Here is a 22,687-nt window from a genome sequence, read left to right as displayed (position 1 = left end):
GGCTCAGGCGGAGCGGCCGCGGCGGTGCGACACGACGGCCACCGCGACGGCGCTGACGGCTCCCGCGACGACCGCGGTCGCCGCGGCCTTGCCAGCCCGCGTGTCGAGACCCAGGCGGCGTCGCAGCGCGACGGGCCGGGCGAACACCAGCACGGGCCAGTCGTTCTCGTCGGCCTGCTTGCGCAGGGCCTTGTCGGGGTTGACCGCGAAGGGGTGGCCGACGGCCTCGAGCATCGGGATGTCGGTCTCGGAGTCGGAGTAGGCGTACGACCGGCTCAGGTCGTAGCCGCGCTCGTCCGCGAGCTGCCGCATCGCCGCGGCCTTGTGCGGGCCGTACGCGTAGAAGGCGACCTCTCCGGTGTAGCGGCCCTCCTCGGCGACCAGCGTCGTCGCGATGACGTGGTCGACGCCCAGCATCGCGCCGATCGGCTCGACCACCTCGATGCCCGACGCCGACACGATGATGACGTCGCGCCCGGCGGCCTGGTGCTGCTCGATCAGCGTCACGGCCTCCTCGAAGACGATGGGGTCGATGATCGTGTGCAGCGTCTCGGCGACCGCCTGCCGCACGACCTCGACGTCCCAGCCCTTGACCATCTCGGTCAGGTAGGCGCGCATCTTCTCGAGCTGGTCGTGGTCGGCGCCGCTGATCGAGAACATGAAGTTCGCATAGGCGCTGCGCAGCACGGCCCGCCGGTTGAGCAGGCCCCCGTCGTAGAAGGGCTTGCCGAAGGCGAGCGTGCTCGACTTGGCGATGATCGTCTTGTCCAGGTCGAAGAATGCCGCAGTCCGCGAAGGGCTCACCCCCTCAGGATAGGGCGGTCGGCACAGTGATGGGCCAGGCTTCGCCGTCCGGGCGGCACGAATCGCGGTTTCGCGGGCCGTATCCACACCCTCGGGGCGGTCGCGGCGCGGTCCACAGGGCGTGGCGGCGTCCTTCCGCGGGGCGTCCGTGGCGACGAGGCTCGGTGCCATGACCTCTGCCGCTCCCGTCGTCCCCGCGTCGGCGCCGCTGATCGCCACCGACGACGCCGGCCTCGTCGACGACGCGCTCCGGTGGTGCGCCGCCGTCGGGGCCACTCCCGAGCGGGCCGCCGACCTCGCGGCGGTCCGGCGCGCGTGGCGAACCTCCTCGGCCGTCCTCCTGGGCGACGACCTCGTCGACGACGTCGCCCGGGCGGCGCTGCCGCGGCGCGAGCACGTCGTGGTGCTCGCGCGCGAGCCGTCGCGGCGGTGGGCCGACGCCGTCGCGATCGGCGCGACCGCCGTGTGCGCCCCGCACGACGAGGACGCCGTGGTCGAGCTGCTGGTGCGGGCGCTCGACGGCTCGGGCGAGGCGTGCGTCGTGGCCGTCGTGGGCGGATCGGGGGGTGCCGGCGCCTCGACCGTGACGGCGGCCCTGGGCGTCGAGGCCGCGCGCCGTGGGGTCCGGCCGCTGGTCGTCGACGCCGATCCGTGGGGAGGCGGGCTCGAGCTCGTGCTCGGCGCCGAGGGCTCCCGCGGGGTGCGGTGGGACGACTTCGACACGACGCAGGGCCGGATCGACGCCACCTCGCTGGTCGACGTCCTGCCGTCGCACGCCGGCGTGCAGCACCTGACGTGGACCCGCGGCTCCGACCGCCGGGTTCCCGACGCCTGGAGCGAGGTGGTGTCGGCAGCGGTGCGTGGCTTCGACCTCGTGGCGGTCGACGTCCCCCGCCACCTCGACGTGTCCGGCGCCGAGATCGTGGGGCGGTCGGTCCTGACGCTCGTGGTGGTGCCCGAGGAGATCGCGGCCGTCTCCGCCGCGCGTCGCGTGCTCGCCGAGGTCTCGACCCGCGCTCCCTCGGTCGGCCTCGTGACCGTCGCCCGCCGCTCCGGGATCGGTCGGGGTGCCGTCGAGGAGGCGCTGGGGGTGCGGTCGCTCGCGCGCGTGCGGCCCGACCACGGGGTGCGGTCGGCGGTCGACCAGGGGAGGGGGCCCGGACGGTCGCGGTCGCTGCGGCGGGTCGCGGGCGCGGTGCTCGACGCCGTGGGGGTCGAGCAGCGGTGAGCGCCCCGTCGCAGCGCGAGACGTCGGTCGTCGAGCGGGTGCGCCGACGCCTGAGCGCCGAGGCCTCCGAGCCCACGGCCCTGACGGTCGCCGACGCCCTGCGGGCCGAGCAGCAGGTGGCCGGCAGCAGCACGGTGCTGCGGGTCGTCGACCAGCTGCGCAGCGAGTCCCGCGGTGCCGGGCTCCTCGATCCCCTGCTGGCGATGCCCGACGTGACCGACGTGCTCGTCAACGGCCCCGGCCTCGTCGTCGTCGACCGGGGACGCGGGCTCGAGCGCGTGCCCGTCTCCTTCGCCGACGACGAGGCCGTGCGGCGCCTGGCCCAGCGGCTGGCAGCCCAGGCGGGCCGCCGACTCGACGACGCGAGCCCGTGGGTCGACGCGCGTCTGCGCGACGGCACGCGGCTGCGCGCGGTGCTGTCGCCGATCGCCCGCCCCGGCACGGTCATCTCGTTGCGCGTCCCGCCGCGCCGGTCCTTCTCGCTGGCGCAGCTGCGCGACGTCGGGTCGCTCACGTCCGAGGGCCACGACGTGCTGTGCTCGCTGGTGGCGTCGCGGGTCGCCTTCGTCGTCAGCGGGGGCACGGGGTCGGGCAAGACCACGCTGCTGTCGGCCCTGCTGTCGTCGGTCGCCCCCGACGAGCGCATCGTCGTGGTCGAGGACGCCACCGAGCTGCGGCCCGACCATCCGCACGTCGTGGGGCTCGAGGCCCGGCCCGCCAACGTCGAGGGGGCCGGCCAGGTGACGGTGCGCGACCTGGTGCGGCAGGCGTTGCGCATGCGGCCCGACCGGTTGGTCGTGGGCGAGGTGCGCGGGGCCGAGGTCGTCGACCTGCTCGCGGCGCTCAACACGGGGCACGAGGGTGGGTGCGGAACCGTGCACGCCAACTCCACCGCCGACGTCCCGGCGCGGTTCGAGGCGCTCGGGGTGGCCGCCGGGCTGCCGCGCGCGGCCGTCCACAGCCAGCTCGCGGCGGGCATCCGGGTCGTCGTGCACGTGGGGCGTCCGGCGCGCGGCGGGCACCGCGCGGTCGAGCAGGTCGCGGTCGTCGAGCGCGGCACCGACGGCATCGTGGCGTGCGTCCCGGCGGTCACGTACGACCACGGGGCGTCCGAGCGCGGGCCGGGCTGGGGGCGACTGACCGAGGTCGTGCGATGACCGTCGCGGCGGCCGTGCTGGTCGGCATCGCGGTGCGGCTGCGCTGGCCCGACGGACGGTCGTGGGTGAGGTGGCGCCTCGACGGCTCGCCACCGGCACCCGCGCCCGGCGGAGTGGTGGCGGGCGCGGTGGTGGTCGGCGCCGTGGCGGCGCCGTGGCTGCCTCGACCGTCCGGGCCGGGGCTCGTGGTCGCGACGACGGCGGCCGGCGTGGGCTGGTTCGCGGTCGCGCAGGTGCGCCGGGCGCGTGCTCGGGTCCGCACGGTGCACCGGCGCGCCGAGGCCGTCGAGATCGTGGCGCTCATGGCGGCCGAGCTCCGTGCCGGCGTGCTGCCGCAGCGCATGCTCGAGGGGCTGGCCGTCGAGTTCACGGTCCTCGGGCCGGCGGCCCGCGCGGCCGGGCTCGGTGGCGACGTGCCGGCGGCGTTGCGCGAGGCCTCACGGGTCGACGGCCGCGGTCTACTGCGCGACGTCGCCGCGGCGTGGTCGGTCTCGGAGCGTTCGGGTGCGGGTCTGGCGGCGGTCGTCGAGCGGCTGGGACGGTCGGCCCGCGACGATCGCGAGAACGCCCGCGAGATCGAGTCCGGCGTCGGGCCGGCCCGCGCCACGGGCCGCCTGATGGCGGTGCTGCCCGTCCTGGGCCTGCTGCTCGGCTCGGGCATGGGTGGCGATCCCGTCGGGGTGCTGACGGGCACGTGGATCGGGGCGGCGTGCCTGGCCGCGGGGTGCGCGCTCGCCTGTGCGGGGATCGCGTGGATCGAGCAGATCGCCTCGGCCGCGAGTGCCGAGGTGGGCCGGCGATGATCGCGGCACTGCTCGCTGCCGCGGCGGCCTGGTGCGTCGTGCCCGGCTCGCCCCGCACGAGGGCCCGTCGGGTGCTGCTGCCGGGCTCGGCCCCCGGTGGTCGCCGGGCCGACCCGGCCCTGGTCGCCGCCCTGCTCGCGCCCGTCGCCGGGATGGTCCTGCTGGGGCCCGTGGTCGGTCTGGTCGTGGGCGGCCTCGTGGCGCCCGTCGTGCACCGCGGCGTGGGGCGACTCGAGTCGTCCGCGTCCCGTCGCCGCTCGGCCCGCGTCGCGGCCGACCTGCCGGGAGCGCTCGACCTGGTGGTCGCGGCGCTCGTCGTGGGCCGCCCGCCCGAGACGGCCTTCGCGCTGGCCGCCGATGCGACCGACGGCCCCGTGGGCGACGACCTGGCGCTCGTCGCGGGCCGTCTCGCGGTCGCGGTCGACCCCGACACCGTGTGGCTCGGAGTGGCCGACGACCCCGGGCTGGCGGCGGTCGGCCGGGCCTTCCGGCGCGCGACGGCGTCGGGCATGCCGGTCGCCGACGTCGTCCGCGGGGTCGCCGACGAGCTGCGCCGTGAGCGCGTGGCCCGCCTGCGCGAGCACGGTCAGCGGGTGGGGGTGCGCACCGCCGCTCCGCTGGGGCTGTGCTTCCTGCCGGCGTTCTTCCTCGTCGGCATCGTGCCGACGGTCGTCGCGACGTTCAGCAGCTTCTCGTGGTGACGTCCACAGCCCGCCGGCGGCGCGGAGCGTGTCCCCAGGCCGGTCGACGACATCGCAGCAGCGGTCGGTGCGCGCCCATCTTCTCGGTGACACATCCACCCACGAAGGGACGTTCCATGAAGAAGCTGTTCACCCGCGACGAGCGCGGCATGTCGACCTCCGAGTACGCCGTCGGCACGGTCGGCGCCTGCACGATCGGCGGCGTGCTGGTCAAGATCGGTCAGTCCGAGTGGTTCGGCGACCTGGTCCGCGAGCTGCTCGACAAGATCCCGAGCATCCTGCCGTTCTGACCCGTCCGGGGCGGCGCCACGGCGTCGCCCCGGCCAGACCCGACCCGACTTGAGGAGGCACCATGGCCCGTCGCGAGCGCGGCATGGTCACCGCCGAGCTGATGACGATCGCGCCGCTGGGGGTGGCATTCGCCTTCCTGCTGCTGTGGGTCGTCTCGCTCGGCCTGACGCAGGTGCGGCTGGCCGACGCCTCGCGCGAGGCCGCCCGCATGGTGGCGCGCGGCGACTCCACCGAGGCGGCGACCGCCATGGCGCGGCGGCACGCGCCCGGACGGGCGACGGTGCGCGTGCGCACGGGTCGCGGCACCGTGACGGTCACGGTCGGCACCCGGTCGCGGCTGCCGATCCCGTTCTTCTCCGGCATCGGCTCGCGGGCCCTGGAGTCGACGTCGGTCGCGGCCGCGGAGGAGCCGTGAGCGCGGCGTGCGAGCGGCAGCGGGGCGCCGTGACGGTGCACGCCGTCACGGTCTCGGTCCTGCTGGTCGTCATGACCCTCGTGCTGGTCCAGGCCACGAGCCTGGTGCGCATGCGGCACCGGGTCGCGGCGGCCGCCGATCTCGCCGCCCTCGCGGCGTCCCGGGCCAGCGTCGCGGGTGACGACGGGTGCCGTGCCGCGAGGGACGCGGCACGCCGCAACGGGGCCCGCCTGGTCTCGTGCCGCATGGACTTCGACGTCGCGACCGTCACGGCGCGGGCCGTCAGCCCGCCGTGGTGGGGCGGCCGGTGGGCCTCCGAGCAGAGGGCCCGGGCCGCGCCGCAGTCGTACCTCGACTAGGTCGGCGCCTGACTGCGCCTCGTCCACAGGCGGTCGGCCGCCAGCAGGGCCCCGTAGACCGCGAGGGCGAGAACGCCCCCCACCCAGCGATCGGCGTGCAGGACGGAGAAGGCCGTCACGCCGCCGACGACGATGGCCGTGACCATGAAGGTCAGCGACTTCAGGTGCGCCATGACGGTCATGCCCGGAGTGTCGCACGCCGGCTGTCCCGCGCGGGCGGGTTCGCGAGAAGCGTGCCCGCTCACGTCGTGGGGGCGGCGGCCGGGGCGTCGGCCAGGAAGGCGTCGAGCAGCCGGATCGCTCCCGCCTTGTCGAGCGGCTCGTTGCCGTTGCCGCACTTGGGGGAGTACACGCACGACGGGCAGCCGTCGCGGCACGCGCACGCCGCGATCGCGTCGCGCGTCACGCGCAGCCACGTGGCCGCGACCTCGTAGCCGCGCTCGGCGAAGCCCGCGCCGCCCGGGTAGCCGTCGTAGACGAACACCGTCAGGGTGCCGGTGTCGGGGTGCAGGGCCGTCGAGACGCCGCCGATGTCCCAGCGGTCGCACGTCGCGAGCAGGGGCAGCAGGCCGATCGCGGCGTGCTCGGCGGCGTGGGCCGAGCCCGGCACGTCGTCGTGCTCCATCGTCGCGGCGACGGTCTCGGCGTCGAGCGTCCACCAGACCGCCTTGGTCTGCAGGGCGCGGGCCGGCAGCTCGAGCACCTCCTCGCCCAGGACGCCGCTGCCGCTCGTGCTGCGCTTCAGGTACGAAACGACCTGGTTGACGACCTCGACGGAGCCGAACGACATCGCCGCGGCCCCCCACTGCTCGGTCCGCTCGGTCTCGAGCACCGCGATCTCGGTGACCGACCGCGCGGATGTCGTGTACTCGGGGGCGTCGCGGTGCACCATCGCGACGCCGTGGGCGAGGTCGTACTCGTCGACGACGTGCACGTCCCCCTGGTGGACGTACACGGCGCCCTCGTGCACGGTCGAGTCGGCCGAGCCCGCGTCGACCGTGCCGATCAGGCGTCCCGTCACGCCGTCCACGATCTGCACCGGCGCCCCGCCGCTCGAGCGGATGTCGGCGAGGTCGCTGGCGCGCTCGCGCTTGGTCCAGAACCAGCCCGCGGCCCGCCTGCGCAGCCAGCCCGCGGCCTCGAGAGCCGCGACGCCCTCGGCCGCACGGGGGCCGAACATCTCGAAGTCGGTCTCGGTCAGCGGGATCTCCTGCGCCGCCGCGGCGAGGTGGGGCCCCAGGACGTACGGGTTGTCGGGGTCGAACACCGACGCCTCGACGGCCCTGCCCAGCAGGGCCTCGGGGTGGTGCACGAGGTACGTGTCGATCGGCTCGTCGCGCGCCACGAGGATGCCGAGCGAGTCGCGTCCCGACCGCCCGGCGCGTCCGAACTGCTGCTGCAGGGCCGCCCGCGTGCCCGGGAAGCCCACCGTGATGACGGCGTCGAGGCCCGCGACGTCGATGCCCAGCTCGAGCGCGTTGGTGCTCGCCAGGCCCAGCAGGTCGCCGCTGCGCAGCCGCTGCTCGAGCTCGCGTCGCTCCTCGGGCAGGTAGCCACCCCGGTACGTCGCGACCCGCCCGACCAGCTCGGGGTCGACCTCGCCGAGACGTCGCTGGGCCGTCGCCGCGACGGCCTCGGCGCCGCGGCGCGACCGCACGAACGCCAGGGTGCGCACGCCGCCGATCACGAGGTCGGTCAGCAGCTCGCCGGCCTCGGACGTCGCCGACCGGCGCACGACTCCCGGGGTCGCCGGGTCGACGCCCGGGATGATGGGAGGCTCCCAGAGGGCGATCGTGCGGGCCGCGTGCGGCGAGGCGTCGTCGGTGACGGGCACGACGTCCAGCCCCGTGAGCCGGCCCGCGAACACCTCGGGGTCGGCGACCGTCGCGGACGACAGGACGAACGTGGGGTCGGCGCCGTAGTGTGCGCATACCCGCCGCAGCCGCCGCAGCACGTGCGCGACGTGCGCGCCGAACACGCCCCGGTAGTGGTGGCACTCGTCGACCACGACGTGCGTCAGCCCACCCAGCACCCGGGCCCACCGGGCGTGGGCGGGCAGGATCGAGTGGTGCAGGGTGTCGGGGTTGGTCAGCAGGTAGTTGGCGTGGTCGCGGGCCCAGGCGCGCTCCTCGCGCGAGTTGTCCCCGTCGACCGTCGCCGGACGCGCGAATGCCGAGGCGCCCCGCAGCCGGCGCAGCTGGTCGGCGGCGAGCGCTTTGGTGGGTGCCAGGTAGAGCACGGTCGGCATGCGGTTGCCGCGCAGCGCGCTGCCGGTGCGTCCCGCGGCCAGGTCGGTCAGCGCCGGCGCCTGGAACACCAGCGACTTGCCCGACGCGGTGCCCGTCGAGACGACGGTGTGACGTCCCGCGTGGACGTGGTGCAGCGCCTCGGCCTGGTGCCCCCACAGGGCCGTGATGCCCTCGGCCTCGTACATCGCGCGCACCCCGGGGTCGACCCAGGCGGGCCACGGCTCGACCACGGCCTCGCGCGCCGGCACCTGCTCGACGTGCGTCACGCGGTCGCCGTAGCGCAGCACGAGATCGGCGGGGTCCACCGGTCGAGTCTCCCAGAACGTCCCTCGGGCGCGGCCGTGCCACGGTCTCCAGGGAACACGGACGCGGGGATCATGATTGAATTCAGTGACCAACCGGGGTCCGGGCCGCTCGGCCTGACGGAACGGAAGCAGGGGAGAACGGCGATGGAGCTGGCACTGACCGCCCGCACGGAGGGTGACTTCGAGATCATCGAGGTCGGTGGCGAGATCGACGTCTACACGGCTCCCCGCCTGCGCGAGGCGATCGTCACGGCGGTCGACGCCGGCCACACGCGCCTGGTCATCGACGTCCGCAAGGTCGACTTCCTCGACTCCACGGGGCTCGGCGTGCTGGTGGGGGCGCTCAAGCGCGTCCGCGGCGACGGCGGCTCGCTCGACATCGTCTGCACGCAGGAGCGCATCCTCAAGATCTTCGAGATCACGGGTCTCGACAAGGTCTTCGGACTGCACGCGACGGTCGACGAGGCGCGCGGCGCCAACGCGTGACGTAGGTCACACACACCGTCAGGCGGGGCATGTAACGTGCGTCACGCGCCTCGGTCTCCGGGACGCGGGACGTCAAGGCTCTGACCCCTGGAGGAACACATGGCGAACGTGACGCTCGTTGCCGCTGCCGGAGACATCGACCTGTCGAGCGACAACACGGTCATCGTGGGCGTCGTCGCGGGCGTGGGCCTCCTCGCGCTCGTCATGGCGGCGGTCTTCCGGGCCGACGTCCTGAGGACGTCCGAGGGCACCGAGCGCATGCAGGAGATCGGGCTGGCCGTGCAGGAGGGGGCGTCGGCCTACCTCGCTCGCATGTTCCGGACGCTCGCGGTGTTCGCGATCCTGGCGTTCGGCCTGCTGTTCCTGCTGCCGGGCGACACCGGCGTCCGCATCGGGCGCTCCCTGTTCTTCCTGCTGGGCGCGGGCTTCTCGGCCGCGATCGGCTACCTCGGCATGTGGCTCGCGACGCGCGCCAACGTCCGGGTCGCGGCCGCGGCGCAGACCGAGGGGCGGGAGCCCGCGATGCGCATCGCGTTCCGCACGGGCGGCCACGTCGGCATGCTGACGGTCGGCCTGGGCCTGCTCGGCGCGGCGGCCGTCGTCCTGATCTACCAGGGGCAGGCCCCGTCGGTGCTCGAGGGCTTCGGCTTCGGCGCCGCCCTGCTGGCGATGTTCATGCGCGTCGGCGGCGGCATCTTCACCAAGGCGGCCGACGTCGGCGCCGATCTCGTCGGCAAGGTCGAGCAGAACATCCCCGAGGACGACCCGCGCAACGCCGCGACGATCGCCGACAACGTGGGCGACAACGTCGGCGACTGCGCCGGCATGGCCGCCGACCTCTTCGAGTCGTACGCCGTGACGCTCGTCGCGGCCCTGATCCTCGGCTCGGTGGCGTTCGGCGAGCAGGGGCTCGTCTTCCCGCTCGTCGTGCCTGCGATCGGCGCGCTGACCGCGATCGCCGGCGTCTACCTGACCCGTCCGCGCGCCGGCGAGGGCGGCCTCACGACGATCAACCGCTCGTTCTACGCGACGGCCCTGATCTCGGCCGTCCTGTCGTCGGCGGCCGCATGGTTCTACCTGCCGTCGTCGTTCAGCGGCCTCGACTTCGCCGCGGGCCAGGAGGAGAACCAGCTCGTCACGCAGTTCTTCCAGACCGCCGACCCCTCGACGCTCGACGGCGACCCGCGCATCATCGCGATCGTCGCGGTGCTGATCGGCATCGTGCTGGCGGCGGTCATCCTGGCGCTGACGGGCTACTTCACCGGCACCGAGACGCGTCCGGTCAAGGACGTCGGCAAGACGTCGCTGACCGGTGCCGCGACCGTCATCCTGTCGGGGCTGTCGGTCGGCTTCGAGTCGGCGGTCTACACGGCCCTGGTCATCGGCGCCGCGGTGTTCGGCGCGTTCCTGCTGGGCAGCGGCTCGATCGTGGTGTCGCTGTTCGCCGTCGCGCTGGCGGGCTGCGGCCTGCTGACGACGGTCGGCGTCATCGTCGCGATGGACACGTTCGGGCCCGTCAGCGACAACGCGCAGGGCATCGCCGAGATGTCAGGCGACGTCGACGAGGAGGGCGCGCAGATCCTCACCGAGCTCGACGCCGTCGGCAACACCACCAAGGCCATCACGAAGGGCATCGCGATCGCGACGGCCGTCCTGGCCGCGACGGCCCTGTTCGGCTCGTTCGCCGACGGCATCAAGGAGTCGTTCTCCGACATCCTGCGAGCCATCGACGTCACCGATCAAGGGGCCCTCGAGGCCTTCGCGAACGGTCTCGACCAGAGCGACTACACGGTGCTGCAGGGCATCCTCAACGTCGGCGACCCGAGCCTGCTGGTCGGCCTCATCATCGGCTCGGCGGTCGTGTTCCTGTTCTCCGGGCTGGCGATCAACGCGGTGGGCCGCGCGGCCGGCGCCGTCGTCTACGAGGTGCGCCGCCAGTTCCGCGAGATCCCCGGCATCATGGAGGGCACGGGTCGTCCCGAGTACGGCAAGGTCGTCGACATCTGCACCCGCGACTCGCTGCGCGAGCTCGCGACGCCGGGCATCCTCGCGATCTTCGCCCCGATCGCGGTCGGCTTCGGGCTGGGTGTCGGACCGCTCGGCGCCTACCTGGCCGGCGCCATCGGCACGGGCCTGCTGATGGCGGTCTTCCTCGCCAACGCCGGCGGCGCGTGGGACAACGCCAAGAAGCTCGTCGAGGACGGCAACCACGGCGGCAAGGGATCGCCGGCGCACGAGGCGACGATCATCGGCGACACCGTCGGCGACCCGTTCAAGGACACCGCCGGGCCCGCGATCAACCCGCTGCTGAAGGTCATGAACCTGGTGTCGCTGCTGATCGTCCCGCTGATCATCAAGTTCACCTACGGCGACGACGCGAGCGAGCCGATCCGCTACACGATCGCGGGTGTCGCGGCCCTGGTCATCGCGGTCGCGGTCTACGTCTCGAAGCGTCGCCCCATCACCCTCGAGACCGACGCCGTCGAGCCGGAACCCGCCGCCTAGCCGCGGAGCCGCGGGGTGACAGGCTGGGGGCATGCTCGGGTCTGCGCACGTTCCTGCCCTCCGGTCCGCCCTCCGCGGCGCCGGCTTCACCGTCGACGGCGTCTACGCCCTGCTGGGTGACGACGCCCACCGCGCGCTCGGTCGCAACCAGACCGTCCCGGCGCAGCGGGCGACGCGCGGGGGAGGAGACCTGGCGACCCTCGTGCGCCTGTTCGCCCTCCAGGTGCCGGTCGACCGCGACCGCGCCGACGCCGCCCTGCCCGGGCTCGTCGAGCCGCTCGTGGCGGCCCGCATGCTCGTCGCGTCGGGCGGCGAGGTACGGGCGCTCGTCGACGTCCGCCCGTACGGCGACGAGGAGCACGACTGGTGGATCGTGTGCGATCCGACGTCCGGCCTCGATGGCCGTCAGGCGCCGATGGACCCGTCGTACGTCCTGGGGATCAGCGAGGCCTCGTCGTCGCTGGCTCAGCTGACGATCCGCGAGCCGATCGGGCGCGCGCTCGACCTCGGCACGGGCTGCGGCGTCCAGGCCCTGCACCTGGCGCAGCACGCGCAGGACGTCGTCGCGACCGACGTCAACCCGCGAGCCCTCGCGATGGCGCGGCTCACCGCCGAGCTCAACGAGCTTGACGTCGACGTCCGCGACGGCAGCCTGTTCGAGCCGGTCGCGGGCGAGATGTTCGACCTGATTGCGACCAACCCGCCGTTCGTCATCTCGCCCCCGGGCAGCCAGGTGCTGGTCTACCGCGACTCCGGCATGCCCGGCGACAGCGTCGTGCGGCACCTCGTCGAGAACGCCGAGACGCACCTGAACGACGGCGGCTGGTGCCAGATCCTGGCCAACTGGGCGCACCACGACGACCTCGACTGGCACGACGACCTGGGCCGCTGGCTCGACGGACGCCCGCTCGACGCGTGGATCCTCCAGCGCGAGCTCGTCGACCCCGCCGCGTACGTCGAGATGTGGCTGGCCGACGCCGGCCTGGCGACGGCGCCCGACTACACGCAGCGCTACGACGCGTGGCTCGACTGGTTCGCGAGCGAGCGCATCGAGGCGATCGGCTTCGGTTGGCTGAGCCTGCGCAAGACGTCCGCGACCCCGGTGCACCGCCTCGAGGAGTGGGCGGGCGAGATCGCGCAGCCCGTCGGGCCCGGGGTGGCGGCGTGGGGGCGGCGCGTCGACGCGCTGCGCGGCGCGGACGACGCCCAGCTGCTCGACCGTCGCTTCCGGCAGGCGATCGACCTCGTCGAGGAGACCCGTGGGGCTGCGGGCGCCGACGATCCCGAGAGCATCGTCGTGCGCCTGCAGCACGGCGTGCGCCGCACCCGGCAGGTCGACACCGTCGAGGCCGGCCTGGTCGGCGCGAGCGACGGCGATCTGACGGCCGGGCAGATCCTCGACGCCCTCGGGTCGCTGCTGGGTCGCGATCCCGTCGAGCTGCGGCAGCGGTACGCGCCGTCGGTGCGCGAGCTGGTCGACGACGGCTTCCTGGTGTGACGCCTCCCGTCGACGGCCGCTTGCGGATGCGTGCCCCGGTGTCCCTTGGGATGCTCGACCGATGACCGACAAGGGACTGGCCACGAGTGACGCGTACGACCTGCCGGCCGCGGTGACCGCGAGCTGGGACGCGTTCATCGCCTTGGTGGCCGACGTCGACCTGTCGGCCCGCACCCGGCTGGACGGCTGGACCGTGCGCGACGTCGTGCTGCACCTCGGCACGTGGGACGGCGAGTCGTCGCTGCGCGCGGCGCTCGAGACGCGGGGCACCGACGCGGTCGACACGCCGCTCGACCCCGACGCCGTCAACGCCGCGATGATCGTGGCGCACGGCGACGCGTCCGCCGACGAGATCCTGGCGGCGCTGCAGGCGTCTCGCGACGCCGTGGTCGAGGTGCTGTCGTCGACCGTCGGCACCGCGGCCGGTCTGGAGCCCGTCGCGAGCCAGCTCGGCCCGGTCCCGCTGCTGACGCTCGTGCACGCCGGCTGCTACGAGCTCGCGCTGCACGCCCTCGACGTCGCCGATGCGGTGCGGGCCGACGTCGACCCGCGGCTGCTGGCCTCGGGCGTCGCCGCGCTCGCCGACACGACCGGCTGCCTCGCGGCCCGCGAGGGGATCGAGGCGTCGGTGGGCATCGACGCCGACGAGGCGTCGTGGGCGTTCGCGTCGCGGGCCGACGGCGGCTGGACCGTCGACCTGGTCGAGGGCTCCGCCCACGGGCCCCGGGTGTCGGGCAGCGCCGAGGACCTCCTCGAGGCCTCGGCGGGTCGGGCCGACCCCGTGCGGCTCGTGACGCTGCGCCATCTCAAGGTCAAGCACCTCGGCGGCCTGCTGGCGCTGACGCCGATCATCGACCAGGTGCCGGGACTGCCCGGTGGCCGGGGGCTCAAGACCGCCGCGAAGACGCTCGGCGGTCTGTTCAACCGCTGAGCTCCGCATCGACCCTGTCGGCGGCTACGACACCGCGAGGGCGAACCAGACGGCGGCGCTGTGCGCGTCGGTCGTGCGTCCCCAGTCGTCGACCAGGGCGTCGACGAGCCGAAGCCCGTGCCCGTTGCCCGGCAGGGGGTCGTGGGTGGCGCGCACCCGCGGCTCGGCCGTCGCCCCGTTGTCGTGCACGCGCGTCGTGAGCACGCCGTCGAGCAGCTCGACCCGCACGTGGCAGCCGCCGCCGGTGTGGATCAGGGCGTTGGTGGCCAGCTCCGACAGGCACAGGACGGCCCGGTCGGCGGCGTCGGCGGCCACGCTCCAGTCGGTGAGGGTCTCGCGCAGGAAGCGTCGGGCCACGCCGACCCCCGCTGCGTCCGCCGGCATCTCGTGCTCCGCGACGAGGGTCCCGGGCATCGGTCGGTGCGGGGCGACGGCGGGGCCGGCGGCCGGCCGCAGGATCGTCCGTAGCGCGCGACCGAGACGTTCGGCGGTCTCGCGCAGGTCGGCGCGCTGCGCCGGGTCGAACGCCTGGGACCGCTCGTAGTAGAGCACGAAGCCGCCGGGGGCGCGCTGCTCGTCGGCGAACGGCACGACCGCCACCGCGACGTAGGGGGTGTCGCGCTGAGCGGCCACGAAGTCGGCCCACCGACGGTCCCGGGCGGTGAGGTCGGCGAGGGCCTCGCCGACCAGGTCGCCCGTCGCGATCGCGTGGTTGAGCGGGGCGGTCGCGAACGCGTCGAGATGGCACCACTCGTGGGTCGCGCCGCGGGGGCGGTCGCTGGCGGTGAAGAGCAGACGTCGTCCGCCGCCCTCGACGACGGCGACCCCGGCGCGGGCCACGCCCGGCAGACGGCTCAGCTCGTCGAGCGCCGATGTGGCCCAGCCGTCGACCCCGTCGGGCGGGACGACCGGATCGGGGGTGCGAGGGACCACGGGCGTCAGTTTAGGCCTGCGGTGCCGGTCTCGTCAGAGATCGAGCTGCAGCATCGTCAGGTCGAGCCACCGGTCGAACTTGCGGCCGACCTCCGGCAGGTGCCCGACGACCCGGAAGCCCCGGCGCTCGTGCAGCCCGATCGAGACGGTGTTGCCCGACTCGATCATCGCGACCATGCGGTGCAGGTCGTCGCGTCGGGCACGGTCGAGGAGGGCGTCGAGCAACCTCGCCGCCAGGCCCTGCCCGTGGTGCGCCGCCAGCACGTAGACGGCGTCCTCGGCCGTGTGCCGGTATCCCGAGCGGGGACGCCACGGCCCGTAGGAGGCGTAGCCGACGACGCGTCCGTCGACCTCGGCCACGAGCACGGGCAGACCGGCCGACAGGCGTCCGTCGAGCCAGCCCGCGCGGTCGGCGAGGTCGACCTCGTCCTCGTCCCAGATCGCCGACGTCGTGCGGACGGCCTCGTTGTGGATCGCCAGCAGGTCGGCGGCGTCGGACCCGGTGGCGTCGCGGACGAGCGCGGCCGTCACCGGGGTGCCCCCGAGGACGTGAGGTGCCCGGCCGTGTCGGGCCGCCACCGGGGCACGAGCTGGCCCGCGAAGGCGACGACCGCGATGAGCGTCGCGATCGAGCCGCCGACGAGGAAGCCGCCCCAGGGACCGACCCCGTCGATCGCCGCGCCGATGACGGGCGAGCTCGCGGCGCCGCCCATCGTGAACGCCGTGCCCTGCCAGCCCATCGCCTCGCCGCGCCGTTGCTCGGGGACGAGCTTGGCGATCCACTCGCTCGCGGCCGACATCGTGGGTGCGCACAGGAACCCGGTGGGGATGACGCACAGCGCGAGCACCCAGACGCTGTCGGCCAGGCCGACCGGCATCAGCGTCACGCCCAGGGCCAGCAGCAACCAGGTCGGACGCACCGAGAAGTCGAGGGCGCCGTAGAGCAGCCCACCGACCAGCGAGGCCAGGCCCCACGCGCCGAAGACGATGCCGACCGATCCGACGTGGTCGAGGTCGTCGAGCTCGGCGACGATGCCCAGGTCGGTCGAGATCAGCGCGATCATGGTGCCGGCCGAGATCAGGAACAGGAACAGCACCTGGCTCGACACCCAGGAGACCGGCGCGGACGTCGTGGTGCCGGCGCTCCGGTCGGGGGCGGCGTCGGACCGGGTGGGTGGGTCGAGCCGCCAGAAGATCAGCCCGGCCACGACCTCGCACGCGCCGATCAGCGCGAGCGACACGTCGGCGCCGGCCTGGATGACGAGGATGCCGCCGACGGCCGGCCCGATGATGAAGCCGGCCTCGGCGATGACGCTGTCGGCGGCGAACGCCGTGCGGTGCTGGTCCTGCGGCACCATGACGCTGAGCGACAGCCGCACGATCGAGAAGATCGGGATGAGGAAGAGCCCCATCAGGAACGCGATGGGGGCCAGCACGAGCGGCGACGTCGTCATGGCGGCGAGTGGGTAGAGCACCGCGACCGCGACGATCGACGGGACGATCGCGCGCCGCATGCCGAGCCGGTCGATCAGGCGGCCGCGCCACGGTGCGCCGATGCCCGCGCCGACCGTCGAGGCGGCGGCCACGACGCCGGCCATGACGAACTTGGCGTCGAGCTCGCGCACGACGAACAGCGTCAGCACCAGGGGAGCGGTCATCGCGGGGATGCGGGCGAAGAACGCCGCGACCAGCAGGGCCCGGACGCGACGGTCCGCCCACAGCTGCGCATACCCCGAGAAAGCCACAGGACATCCTCTCACCGGCCGCTGACAGTCGATGCGTCTCGGTGGCCGCGCGATTCCATCAACGACGCTCTGTAGTAGTGCGGTTCGGCGTTCCTTGACGAGACGCGTTAGCGTATGCCCCGTCCGACCACCCCAGGAGTTCTTGTGACCACGCTCGTCATCGTCGAGTCCCCCAACAAGGTCCGCAGCATCGCGGGCTACCTCGGGGACGGCTATGTCGTGGACGCCTCCGTGGGCCACATCCGCGACCTGCCACGGGGTGCCGACGAGGTCCCCGTCGCCTTCAAGGGCGAGTCGTGGGCGCGCCTGGGCGTCAACATCGACTCCGAGTTCGAGCCGATCTACGTCGTCTCGGCCGACAAGAAGTCGCAGATGACCAAGCTCAAGAAGCTGCTGAAGGACGCCGACGAGCTCGTCCTGGCGACGGATGAGGACCGCGAGGGCGAGGCCATCGCGTGGCACCTGTTCGACGAGCTCAAGCCCAAGGTGCCGGTCAAGCGCATCGTCTTCAACGAGATCACCCAGGACGCGATCCAGTACGCGATCGCCCACCCCCGCGACATCGACATGGACCTCGTCGACGCGCAGGAGGCCCGCCGCATCCTCGACCGCCTGTACGGCTACGAGGTCAGCCCGGTGCTCTGGAAGAAGGTCATGAGCGGCCTGTCCGCCGGCCGCGTGCAGTCCGTCGCGACCCGCCTGGTCGTCGAGCGCGAGCGGGTGCGCATGGCGTTCCGCGTCGCGTCGTACTGGGACCTCGAGGCGACGTTCGACGCCGGCGAGGGCTTCGACCCGCGCCAGTTCCCGGCCAAGCTGTTCAGCGTCGACGGCAAGCGGATCGCGTCGGGCTCGAACTTCGACAACACCGGCGCGCTGACGTCCGACAAGGTCGCCCACCTCGACGAGACGCAGGCCGGCGCCCTGGCCGACGCGCTCGCCGACCAGCCGTTCACGGTCCGCTCGGTCGAGGAGAAGCCCTACACGCGGCGGCCCTACGCCCCGTTCCGCACCACGACGATGCAGCAGGAGGCCTCGCGCAAGTTCGGCTTCGGTGCCGCCCGCACGATGCAGGTCGCGCAGCGGCTGTACGAGAACGGGCACATCACCTACATGCGCACCGACTCCACGACGCTGTCGCAGACCGCGCTCGACGGGGCCCGCGCCCAGGTGCTCGAGCTCTACGGCGACGCCTACCTGCCCGAGAAGCCGCGCACCTACGCCAGCAAGGTCAAGAACGCGCAGGAGGCCCACGAGGCCATCCGCCCGGCCGGCGAGAAGTTCAAGACGCCCCAGGCGACGGGCCTCAGCGGCGACGAGCTGCGCCTCTACGAGCTCATCTGGAAGCGCACGATCGCCAGCCAGATGAACGACGCCAAGGGCAACTCGGTGTCGATCCGCATCGGCGCCACCGCGACGTCCGGCGAGGACGTCGTGTTCGGGTCGTCGGGCCGCACCATCACGTTCTACGGATTTCTCAAGGCCTACGTCGAGTCCAACGACGACGCCGACGCCGAGGGCGACGACCAGCAGACCAAGCTGCCGAACCTGTCGCAGGACCAGACCGTCACGGCCGCCGAGCTCGGCAAGGCGGGGCACGAGACCAAGCCGCCGTCGCGCTTCACCGAGGCCTCGCTCATCAGCGAGCTCGAGACGCGCGAGATCGGCAGGCCGTCGACGTACGCCTCGATCGTCGGCACGATCCAGAACCGCGGCTACGTCTACAAGAAGGGCACGGCCCTCGTGCCGGCCTGGATCGCGTTCTCGGTCATCCGGCTCATGGAGCAGCACTTCCCGCGGCTGATCGACTACAACTTCACCGCCGAGCTCGAGGACGTCCTCGACGAGGTCGCGAACGGCCGCGAGGAGCGGCTCAACGTCCTGCAGGGCTTCTGGACCGGCAGCGGCGAGGGCAACACCGGCCTGAAGCGGCTGATCGAGAACCTGCCCGACATCGACGCCCGCGGTCTCGCGACGTTCCCGCTCGGCGAGGGCATCGACCTGCGCGTCGGCCGCTACGGCCCGTACGTCGAGGGCCCCCCGTTCACGAAGGGCGACGACGGCAAGGAGGTGCCGACGCGCGCCAACGTGCCCGACGACCTGCCGCCCGACGAGCTGACGCTCGACAAGGCCAAGGAGCTGCTCGCCACGCCCTCGGGCCTGGAGAAGGAGCTCGGCGACCACCCCGAGACGGGCCTGGCGATCACGGCCAAGAACGGCCGGTTCGGCCCCTACGTCACCGAGGCGCTGCCCGACGGTGCCAAGAAGGCCGACAAGCCGCGCACCGCGAGCCTGTTCAAGGACATGGACCTCGACACCATCACGCTCGAGCAGGCCGTGCAGCTGCTGACGCTTCCGCGCGTCGTCTACGTCGAGGACGGCGTCGAGGTGACGGCGCAGAACGGCCGCTACGGCCCGTACCTCAAGAAGGGCACCGACTCGCGCTCGCTCGAGCGCGAGGACCAGCTGCTCACGATCACCGAGGACGAGGTCAGGGCGATCTACGCCCAGCCCAAGACGTACGGACGCAAGGCCGCGGCCGCCCCGCTCAAGGAGCTCGGCGACGACCCCGTCAGCGGCAGCCCCGTCGTCGCGAAGGACGGCCGGTTCGGCATGTACGTCACCGACGGCGAGTACAACGCGACGCTGCGCAAGGACGACTCGCTCGAGACGCTGACGCCCGAGCGGGCCTTCGAGCTGCTGGCCGAGCGCCGCGCCAAGGGGCCGGCCAAGAAGGGCGGCAAGAAGACGACCGCCAAGAAGACCACCAAGAAGGCCGCCACCAAGAAGGCCCCCGCGAAGAAGACCGCGGCCAAGAAGACGGCGGCCAAGAAGACGGCGACGAAGAAGACGACCGCCAAGACCACCGGCGCCACGAAGACGACGACCAGGAAGACGGCCGCCGAGAAGGCCTGACGCCCCGACCCCCGGCGGGTCTACAGTGCGAGGTGGCGACCTCGCCGTCGTCGCCGGAGGTCGTCTCATGAGGGTGCTGGCCCGTCTGCTGCTCGTCACCGGGTCGCTCCTGCTCGCGGTCGGTCTCGTCGCCGGCGTCGTCAACCGTCAGGTGCTCGACGGTGACCGCTTCGCCGAGCACGTCGACGCGGTCCGCGCCGACCCGGCGGTGGCCCGGCAGCTCGGGCTGCTCGTCACCGACCGGCTGCTGGAGCAGCAGCCCGACCTGACGGGTCTGCGGCCGTTGATCGAGTCGGCCTCGACCGCGCTGGTGGCCAGCCCGGCGCTCGGGCCGGTCGTCCGCACCACGGTCACCCCGCTGCACCAGGCCCTCACGTCGGACGACGACGACCAGGTCGTGCTGCGTCTCGCCGACGTCGGAGCGCTGCTGGTCGCGGCGATCACGACGGTGTCGCCCAGCACCGAGGCCGTCATCCCGCGCGACCTCGACCTGACCCTGGCGTCGATCGGTGGGCAGAGCGCGTCCGACGGGGTGGTCGACGCCGCTCGGCTCGTCGACCTGCTGGCCTGGCTGTGCCCGCTGCTGGGCGTGACGCTGATCGTCGTGGCGGGACGCGTCAGGGAGCGGGGCTGGCGCTCGGCCGTGCGCCACGTCGGCGCCGGTGCCCTGGCGGCGTCGGGGCTCGTCGCGCTGCTGCTCGTCGCCGGGAGCCTGGCCGCGTCGCAGGCCGACGACCGGTCGCTGGCCGGGGCCCTGGGCCGCGCGGCGTGGGGTGAGCTGGACGGGTCCCTGTGGTGGACGGCCGGCCTCACGGCGGCCGTCGGGCTCGTGCTGCGGGCGGCCGGCAGTCGCGGGTCCGCCCTCGAGCCCGCGACGCTGCTGCGCCGCGGTCGCGCGGCGCTGCTCGACCGCGGCGCCGATCCCGCCGCCGAGGCGCTGCGGGCGGCGATCATGCTCGGTGCGGGCGTCCTGCTGGTGCTGCGTCCCGTCCTCGTGGTCGGGGTGGTGGGAGCGGTCGTCGGGTTCCTGCTGGCGCTCAGCGGGGCCCAGGTGCTGGGACGCATGGCAGTGCTGGCGGTGCTGGAGCGCGCGGGCCGTCCGTCGGGGGCGGCCCCGAGGAGCGGACGTCCGGTCGTGGCGGTCGTCGCGGGCGTGGCGCTGGTGGCGCTGCTCGTCGTCGCCGCCCTGCCGGCGAGCGACGACCTCCCCGTCGCCGCCACTGTCGCCGCCGGCGACGACGCGTGCAACGGTCACGTGCAGCTGTGCGACCGCCGGTTCGACCAGGTGGCCTTCCCCGCGACGCACAACTCGATGTCGGCGGCGGACCAGCCCGGGTGGTTCCTCGGCGAGCAGCCGCACGGCATCCTGCGGCAGCTCGACGACGGCATCCGCGTGCTCCTCGTCGACAGCTGGAACGGGCAGGGCACGCAGCGCTCCGGCGTCGTCGCGAACACCGAGGAGAGCCGCTCGGCCGGCCTCGCGGAGGCCGAGGCGACGTACGGCCCCGAGCTCGTCCAGAGCGCCCTGCGCCTGCGTGACTCCCTGAGCCTGACCCCGACCGGCCGCGCGGAGCCCTATCTGTGCCACGCGCTCTGCGAGCTCGGCTCGACGAAGTGGGAGCCGCTCATGGTGGACGTCAAGGGATGGCTCGACCGGCACCCGCGCGAGGTCGTCACGTTCTTCGTCCAGGACGAGGTCTCGGCCGCCGACACCGCGGCACTCGTCGAGCGCGCGGGCCTGATGCCGTACGTCCACGTCCCGGCGGCGGGCGAGCCGTGGCCGACCCTGGGCGAGATGATCGCGTCGGGACGCCGCGTGGTCTTCCTGCTCGAGAACTCCAGCGGCGGAGCGCAGGCCCCGTGGCTCATCGACAGCAGGACCGAGGTGCAGGACACGCCGTTCTCGTTCACGAGCGCCGACCAGTTCAGCTGCGAGCCGTTCCGCGGCACCGCCGACGCGCCCCTCTTCCTGGTCAACCACTGGCTCAGCAACTACTCGTCGCGGGTGACCGACGCGCGCGAGGTCAACGCCGAGCCCGTCCTGCTGCCGCGTCTGCAGCAGTGTCGCGACCAGCGTGGCCGCCTGCCGAACTTCGTCGCGGTCGACAACTACGACCAGGGCGACCTCCTGTCGGCGGTCGACGTGCTCAACGGCGTGGACTGACAGACTCCCCCCATGATGCGCGCTCTCGTCAGGCCACTGAGCCCCCGTGATCCCCACGAGGCGCACCGGGTGGCGTCGCCGCTCGAGCTGTTCACCGACCTCTGCTACGTCGTCGCGATCGCCCAGGGCGCGCTGACGCTCGAGCACGAGATCGCCGAGGGGCACGTGGCCCACGGGCTGATCTGGTTCGCCGCGTCGTTCTTCGCGATCTTCTGGGCGTGGCTCAACTTCGTCTGGTTCAGCTCGGCGTACGACCCCGACGACACGGTGCACCGCGTCCTGACGCTGCTGCAGGTCTTCGGCTCGCTCGTGCTCGCCGCCGGGGTGCCCCGCATGTTCGACCACGACTTCACGCTGGGAGTCGTGGGCTACGTCATCATGCGCGTCGGCCTCGTCCTGATGTGGCTGCGGGCCGCCGCCGGGCACCCCGAGCGGCGGACGACGGCACTGCGGTACGTCGGCGGGCTGGCGGCCGTCCAGCTGGGCTGGGTCGTCGCGCTGGTCGTCACGGCCCGCGACATCCCCGTGTGGCTGTTCGTCGTCCTGGTGGCGCTCGACTTCGCCGTGCCGGTGTGGGCCGAGCGCGCCGGCACGACCCCGTGGCACCCGCACCACATCGCCGAGCGCTACGGGCTGTTCTTCATCATCGTGCTGGGCGAGACGATCCTGTCGGTCACGCTGGCCCTCCAGGCCGCCTTCGCCGAGCAGGATCCGCCGGTCGAGCTGTGGTTCGTCGTCGCCGGCGGCGTCCTCGTGACGTTCTGCGCCTGGTGGCTGTACTTCGCCCGCGAGAACGGCGACGTCCTGACCGGCAACGACGTCGGCTACGTCTGGGGCTTCGGGCACTACGTGATCTTCGGCGCGGCCGCCGCCGTGGGAGTGGGGCTGTCGGCGCGCATCGCCTTCTACGGCCACCACGCGGAGGTGTCCGACGTCGTCAGCAGCGCGTTCGTGACGGGGCCGGTGGCTGCCGCGCTGGCCGCGCTGTGGGTCGTGAACGTCCGCCTGCACGATCCCTCGATCCGCACCGCGGGGCCGTTCGCGGCGGCGATCGCCGCGTGCGTCGCCGTGACGTTCGTGCCGGTGTCGGAGCTGTGGGTCGGGCTGATCTGCGTCGCGCTGCTGACGTCCGAGCTGGTGCTGACGTCGGACGATCGCGCCGGTGCAGGCGTCGCCCGCGTCGGTGCCGCCGACTAGGCT

The 22,687-nt window shown here is 73.5% G+C and carries 20 protein-coding genes; 14 read left to right on the top strand and 6 right to left on the bottom strand.

Annotated features, from left to right (window positions below; all coding sequences use genetic code 11):
• Nucleotides 1–3: 3 nt before the first annotated feature.
• On the bottom strand, nt 4–804 hold the full coding sequence (locus tag ASD10_RS01050; protein ID WP_235501727.1) for an HAD family phosphatase: 801 nt from the start codon (nt 802–804) through the stop codon (nt 4–6).
• Nucleotides 805–973: 169 nt separating this feature from the next.
• On the opposite strand from ASD10_RS01050, the gene ssd reads away from it, so the two are divergent.
• The 7 genes from ssd to ASD10_RS18975 all read left to right on the top strand — a co-directional run bounded on the left by ssd (nt 974) and on the right by ASD10_RS18975 (nt 5,758).
• The gene (gene ssd, locus ASD10_RS18555; protein ID WP_056603380.1) at nt 974–2,032 is read left to right on the top strand and encodes a septum site-determining protein Ssd; all 1,059 of its coding nucleotides are present in this window, start codon (nt 974–976) and stop codon (nt 2,030–2,032) included.
• A complete protein-coding gene (locus ASD10_RS01040) occupies nt 2,029–3,189 on the top strand; it encodes a TadA family conjugal transfer-associated ATPase (RefSeq protein ID WP_056603377.1) in 1,161 nt (386 codons plus the stop codon). Before ssd ends, ASD10_RS01040 begins: the two co-directional genes overlap by 4 nt.
• Nucleotides 3,186–3,992, top strand: coding sequence for a type II secretion system F family protein (locus tag ASD10_RS01035; protein ID WP_056603374.1), 807 nt, complete (start codon nt 3,186–3,188; stop codon nt 3,990–3,992). Before ASD10_RS01040 ends, ASD10_RS01035 begins: the two co-directional genes overlap by 4 nt.
• Nucleotides 3,989–4,693, top strand: a complete 705-nt coding sequence (locus ASD10_RS01030) for a type II secretion system F family protein (RefSeq protein ID WP_056603371.1) — start codon at nt 3,989–3,991, stop codon at nt 4,691–4,693. Before ASD10_RS01035 ends, ASD10_RS01030 begins: the two co-directional genes overlap by 4 nt.
• A 116-nt stretch (nt 4,694–4,809) precedes the next feature.
• On the top strand, nt 4,810–4,983 hold the full coding sequence (locus ASD10_RS18185; protein WP_082555942.1) for a DUF4244 domain-containing protein: 174 nt from the start codon (nt 4,810–4,812) through the stop codon (nt 4,981–4,983).
• A 62-nt stretch (nt 4,984–5,045) separates the two neighbouring features.
• On the top strand, nt 5,046–5,399 hold the full coding sequence (locus ASD10_RS18980) for a TadE family type IV pilus minor pilin (RefSeq protein WP_056603369.1): 354 nt from the start codon (nt 5,046–5,048) through the stop codon (nt 5,397–5,399).
• Nucleotides 5,396–5,758, top strand: coding sequence for an Rv3654c family TadE-like protein (locus ASD10_RS18975; RefSeq protein ID WP_056603366.1), 363 nt, complete (start codon nt 5,396–5,398; stop codon nt 5,756–5,758). Before ASD10_RS18980 ends, ASD10_RS18975 begins: the two co-directional genes overlap by 4 nt.
• Here the strand turns inward: ASD10_RS18975 and ASD10_RS18550 are convergent.
• On the bottom strand, nt 5,755–5,940 hold the full coding sequence (locus ASD10_RS18550; RefSeq protein ID WP_157432394.1) for a hypothetical protein: 186 nt from the start codon (nt 5,938–5,940) through the stop codon (nt 5,755–5,757). The genes ASD10_RS18975 and ASD10_RS18550 overlap by 4 nt on opposite strands.
• Before the next feature lie 59 nt (nt 5,941–5,999).
• The gene (locus ASD10_RS01015) at nt 6,000–8,312 is read right to left on the bottom strand and encodes a DEAD/DEAH box helicase (RefSeq protein ID WP_056603364.1); all 2,313 of its coding nucleotides are present in this window, start codon (nt 8,310–8,312) and stop codon (nt 6,000–6,002) included.
• Between the two features lie 144 nt (nt 8,313–8,456).
• Here ASD10_RS01015 and ASD10_RS01010 point away from each other — a divergent pair, with 144 nt between their 5' ends.
• The 4 genes from ASD10_RS01010 (at nt 8,457) to ASD10_RS00995 (ending at nt 13,732) form a co-directional block, all read left to right on the top strand.
• Nucleotides 8,457–8,798 (top strand): STAS domain-containing protein, encoded by a 342-nt coding sequence (locus ASD10_RS01010; RefSeq protein ID WP_056603361.1) that lies wholly within the window; start codon nt 8,457–8,459, stop codon nt 8,796–8,798.
• 99 nt (nt 8,799–8,897) lie between these two features.
• Complete coding sequence (locus ASD10_RS01005; protein ID WP_056603358.1) at nt 8,898–11,303, top strand: sodium-translocating pyrophosphatase; 2,406 nt, start codon at nt 8,898–8,900, stop codon at nt 11,301–11,303.
• A gap of 31 nt (nt 11,304–11,334) precedes the next feature.
• Nucleotides 11,335–12,801 (top strand): methyltransferase, encoded by a 1,467-nt coding sequence (locus ASD10_RS01000; RefSeq protein WP_056603355.1) that lies wholly within the window; start codon nt 11,335–11,337, stop codon nt 12,799–12,801.
• A 61-nt stretch (nt 12,802–12,862) separates the two neighbouring features.
• Entirely contained in the window at nt 12,863–13,732 is an 870-nt protein-coding gene (locus ASD10_RS00995) for a maleylpyruvate isomerase family mycothiol-dependent enzyme (RefSeq protein WP_056603351.1), read from the top strand.
• A 24-nt stretch (nt 13,733–13,756) separates the two neighbouring features.
• Here ASD10_RS00995 and ASD10_RS00990 read toward each other — a convergent pair whose 3' ends face one another.
• From ASD10_RS00990 to ASD10_RS00980, 3 genes are read right to left on the bottom strand one after another with little or no spacing between them, the layout of a single operon-like run.
• Entirely contained in the window at nt 13,757–14,665 is a 909-nt protein-coding gene (locus ASD10_RS00990; RefSeq protein WP_056603347.1) for an ATP-binding protein, read from the bottom strand.
• Between the two features lie 33 nt (nt 14,666–14,698).
• Nucleotides 14,699–15,196 (bottom strand): GNAT family N-acetyltransferase, encoded by a 498-nt coding sequence (locus tag ASD10_RS00985; RefSeq protein ID WP_056603344.1) that lies wholly within the window; start codon nt 15,194–15,196, stop codon nt 14,699–14,701.
• A complete protein-coding gene (locus tag ASD10_RS00980; protein WP_056603340.1) occupies nt 15,193–16,410 on the bottom strand; it encodes an MFS transporter in 1,218 nt (405 codons plus the stop codon). Before ASD10_RS00980 ends, ASD10_RS00985 begins: the two co-directional genes overlap by 4 nt.
• A 114-nt stretch (nt 16,411–16,524) precedes the next feature.
• On the opposite strand from ASD10_RS00980, the gene topA reads away from it, so the two are divergent.
• The 3 genes from topA (at nt 16,525) to ASD10_RS00965 (ending at nt 22,684) form a co-directional block, all read left to right on the top strand.
• Nucleotides 16,525–19,323 carry a type I DNA topoisomerase gene (gene topA, locus ASD10_RS00975; protein ID WP_056603337.1) on the top strand — a complete coding sequence of 933 codons (2,799 nt, stop codon included), beginning with the start codon at nt 16,525–16,527 and terminating at the stop codon, nt 19,321–19,323.
• 67 nt (nt 19,324–19,390) lie between these two features.
• Nucleotides 19,391–21,487: a hypothetical protein gene (locus ASD10_RS00970; protein ID WP_056603334.1), complete on the top strand. Its 2,097-nt coding sequence runs from the start codon at nt 19,391–19,393 to the stop codon at nt 21,485–21,487.
• A gap of 12 nt (nt 21,488–21,499) precedes the next feature.
• Nucleotides 21,500–22,684: a low temperature requirement protein A gene (locus tag ASD10_RS00965; RefSeq protein ID WP_056603331.1), complete on the top strand. Its 1,185-nt coding sequence runs from the start codon at nt 21,500–21,502 to the stop codon at nt 22,682–22,684.
• Nucleotides 22,685–22,687 lie beyond the last annotated feature (3 nt).

It is taken from the genome of Aeromicrobium sp. Root472D3, assembly GCF_001426485.1.
Classification (GTDB): Bacteria; Actinomycetota; Actinomycetes; order Propionibacteriales; family Nocardioidaceae; genus Aeromicrobium.
The sequence above is the reverse complement of the archived record's forward strand: the minus strand, read 5'-3'. Positions and strand labels throughout refer to the sequence as shown.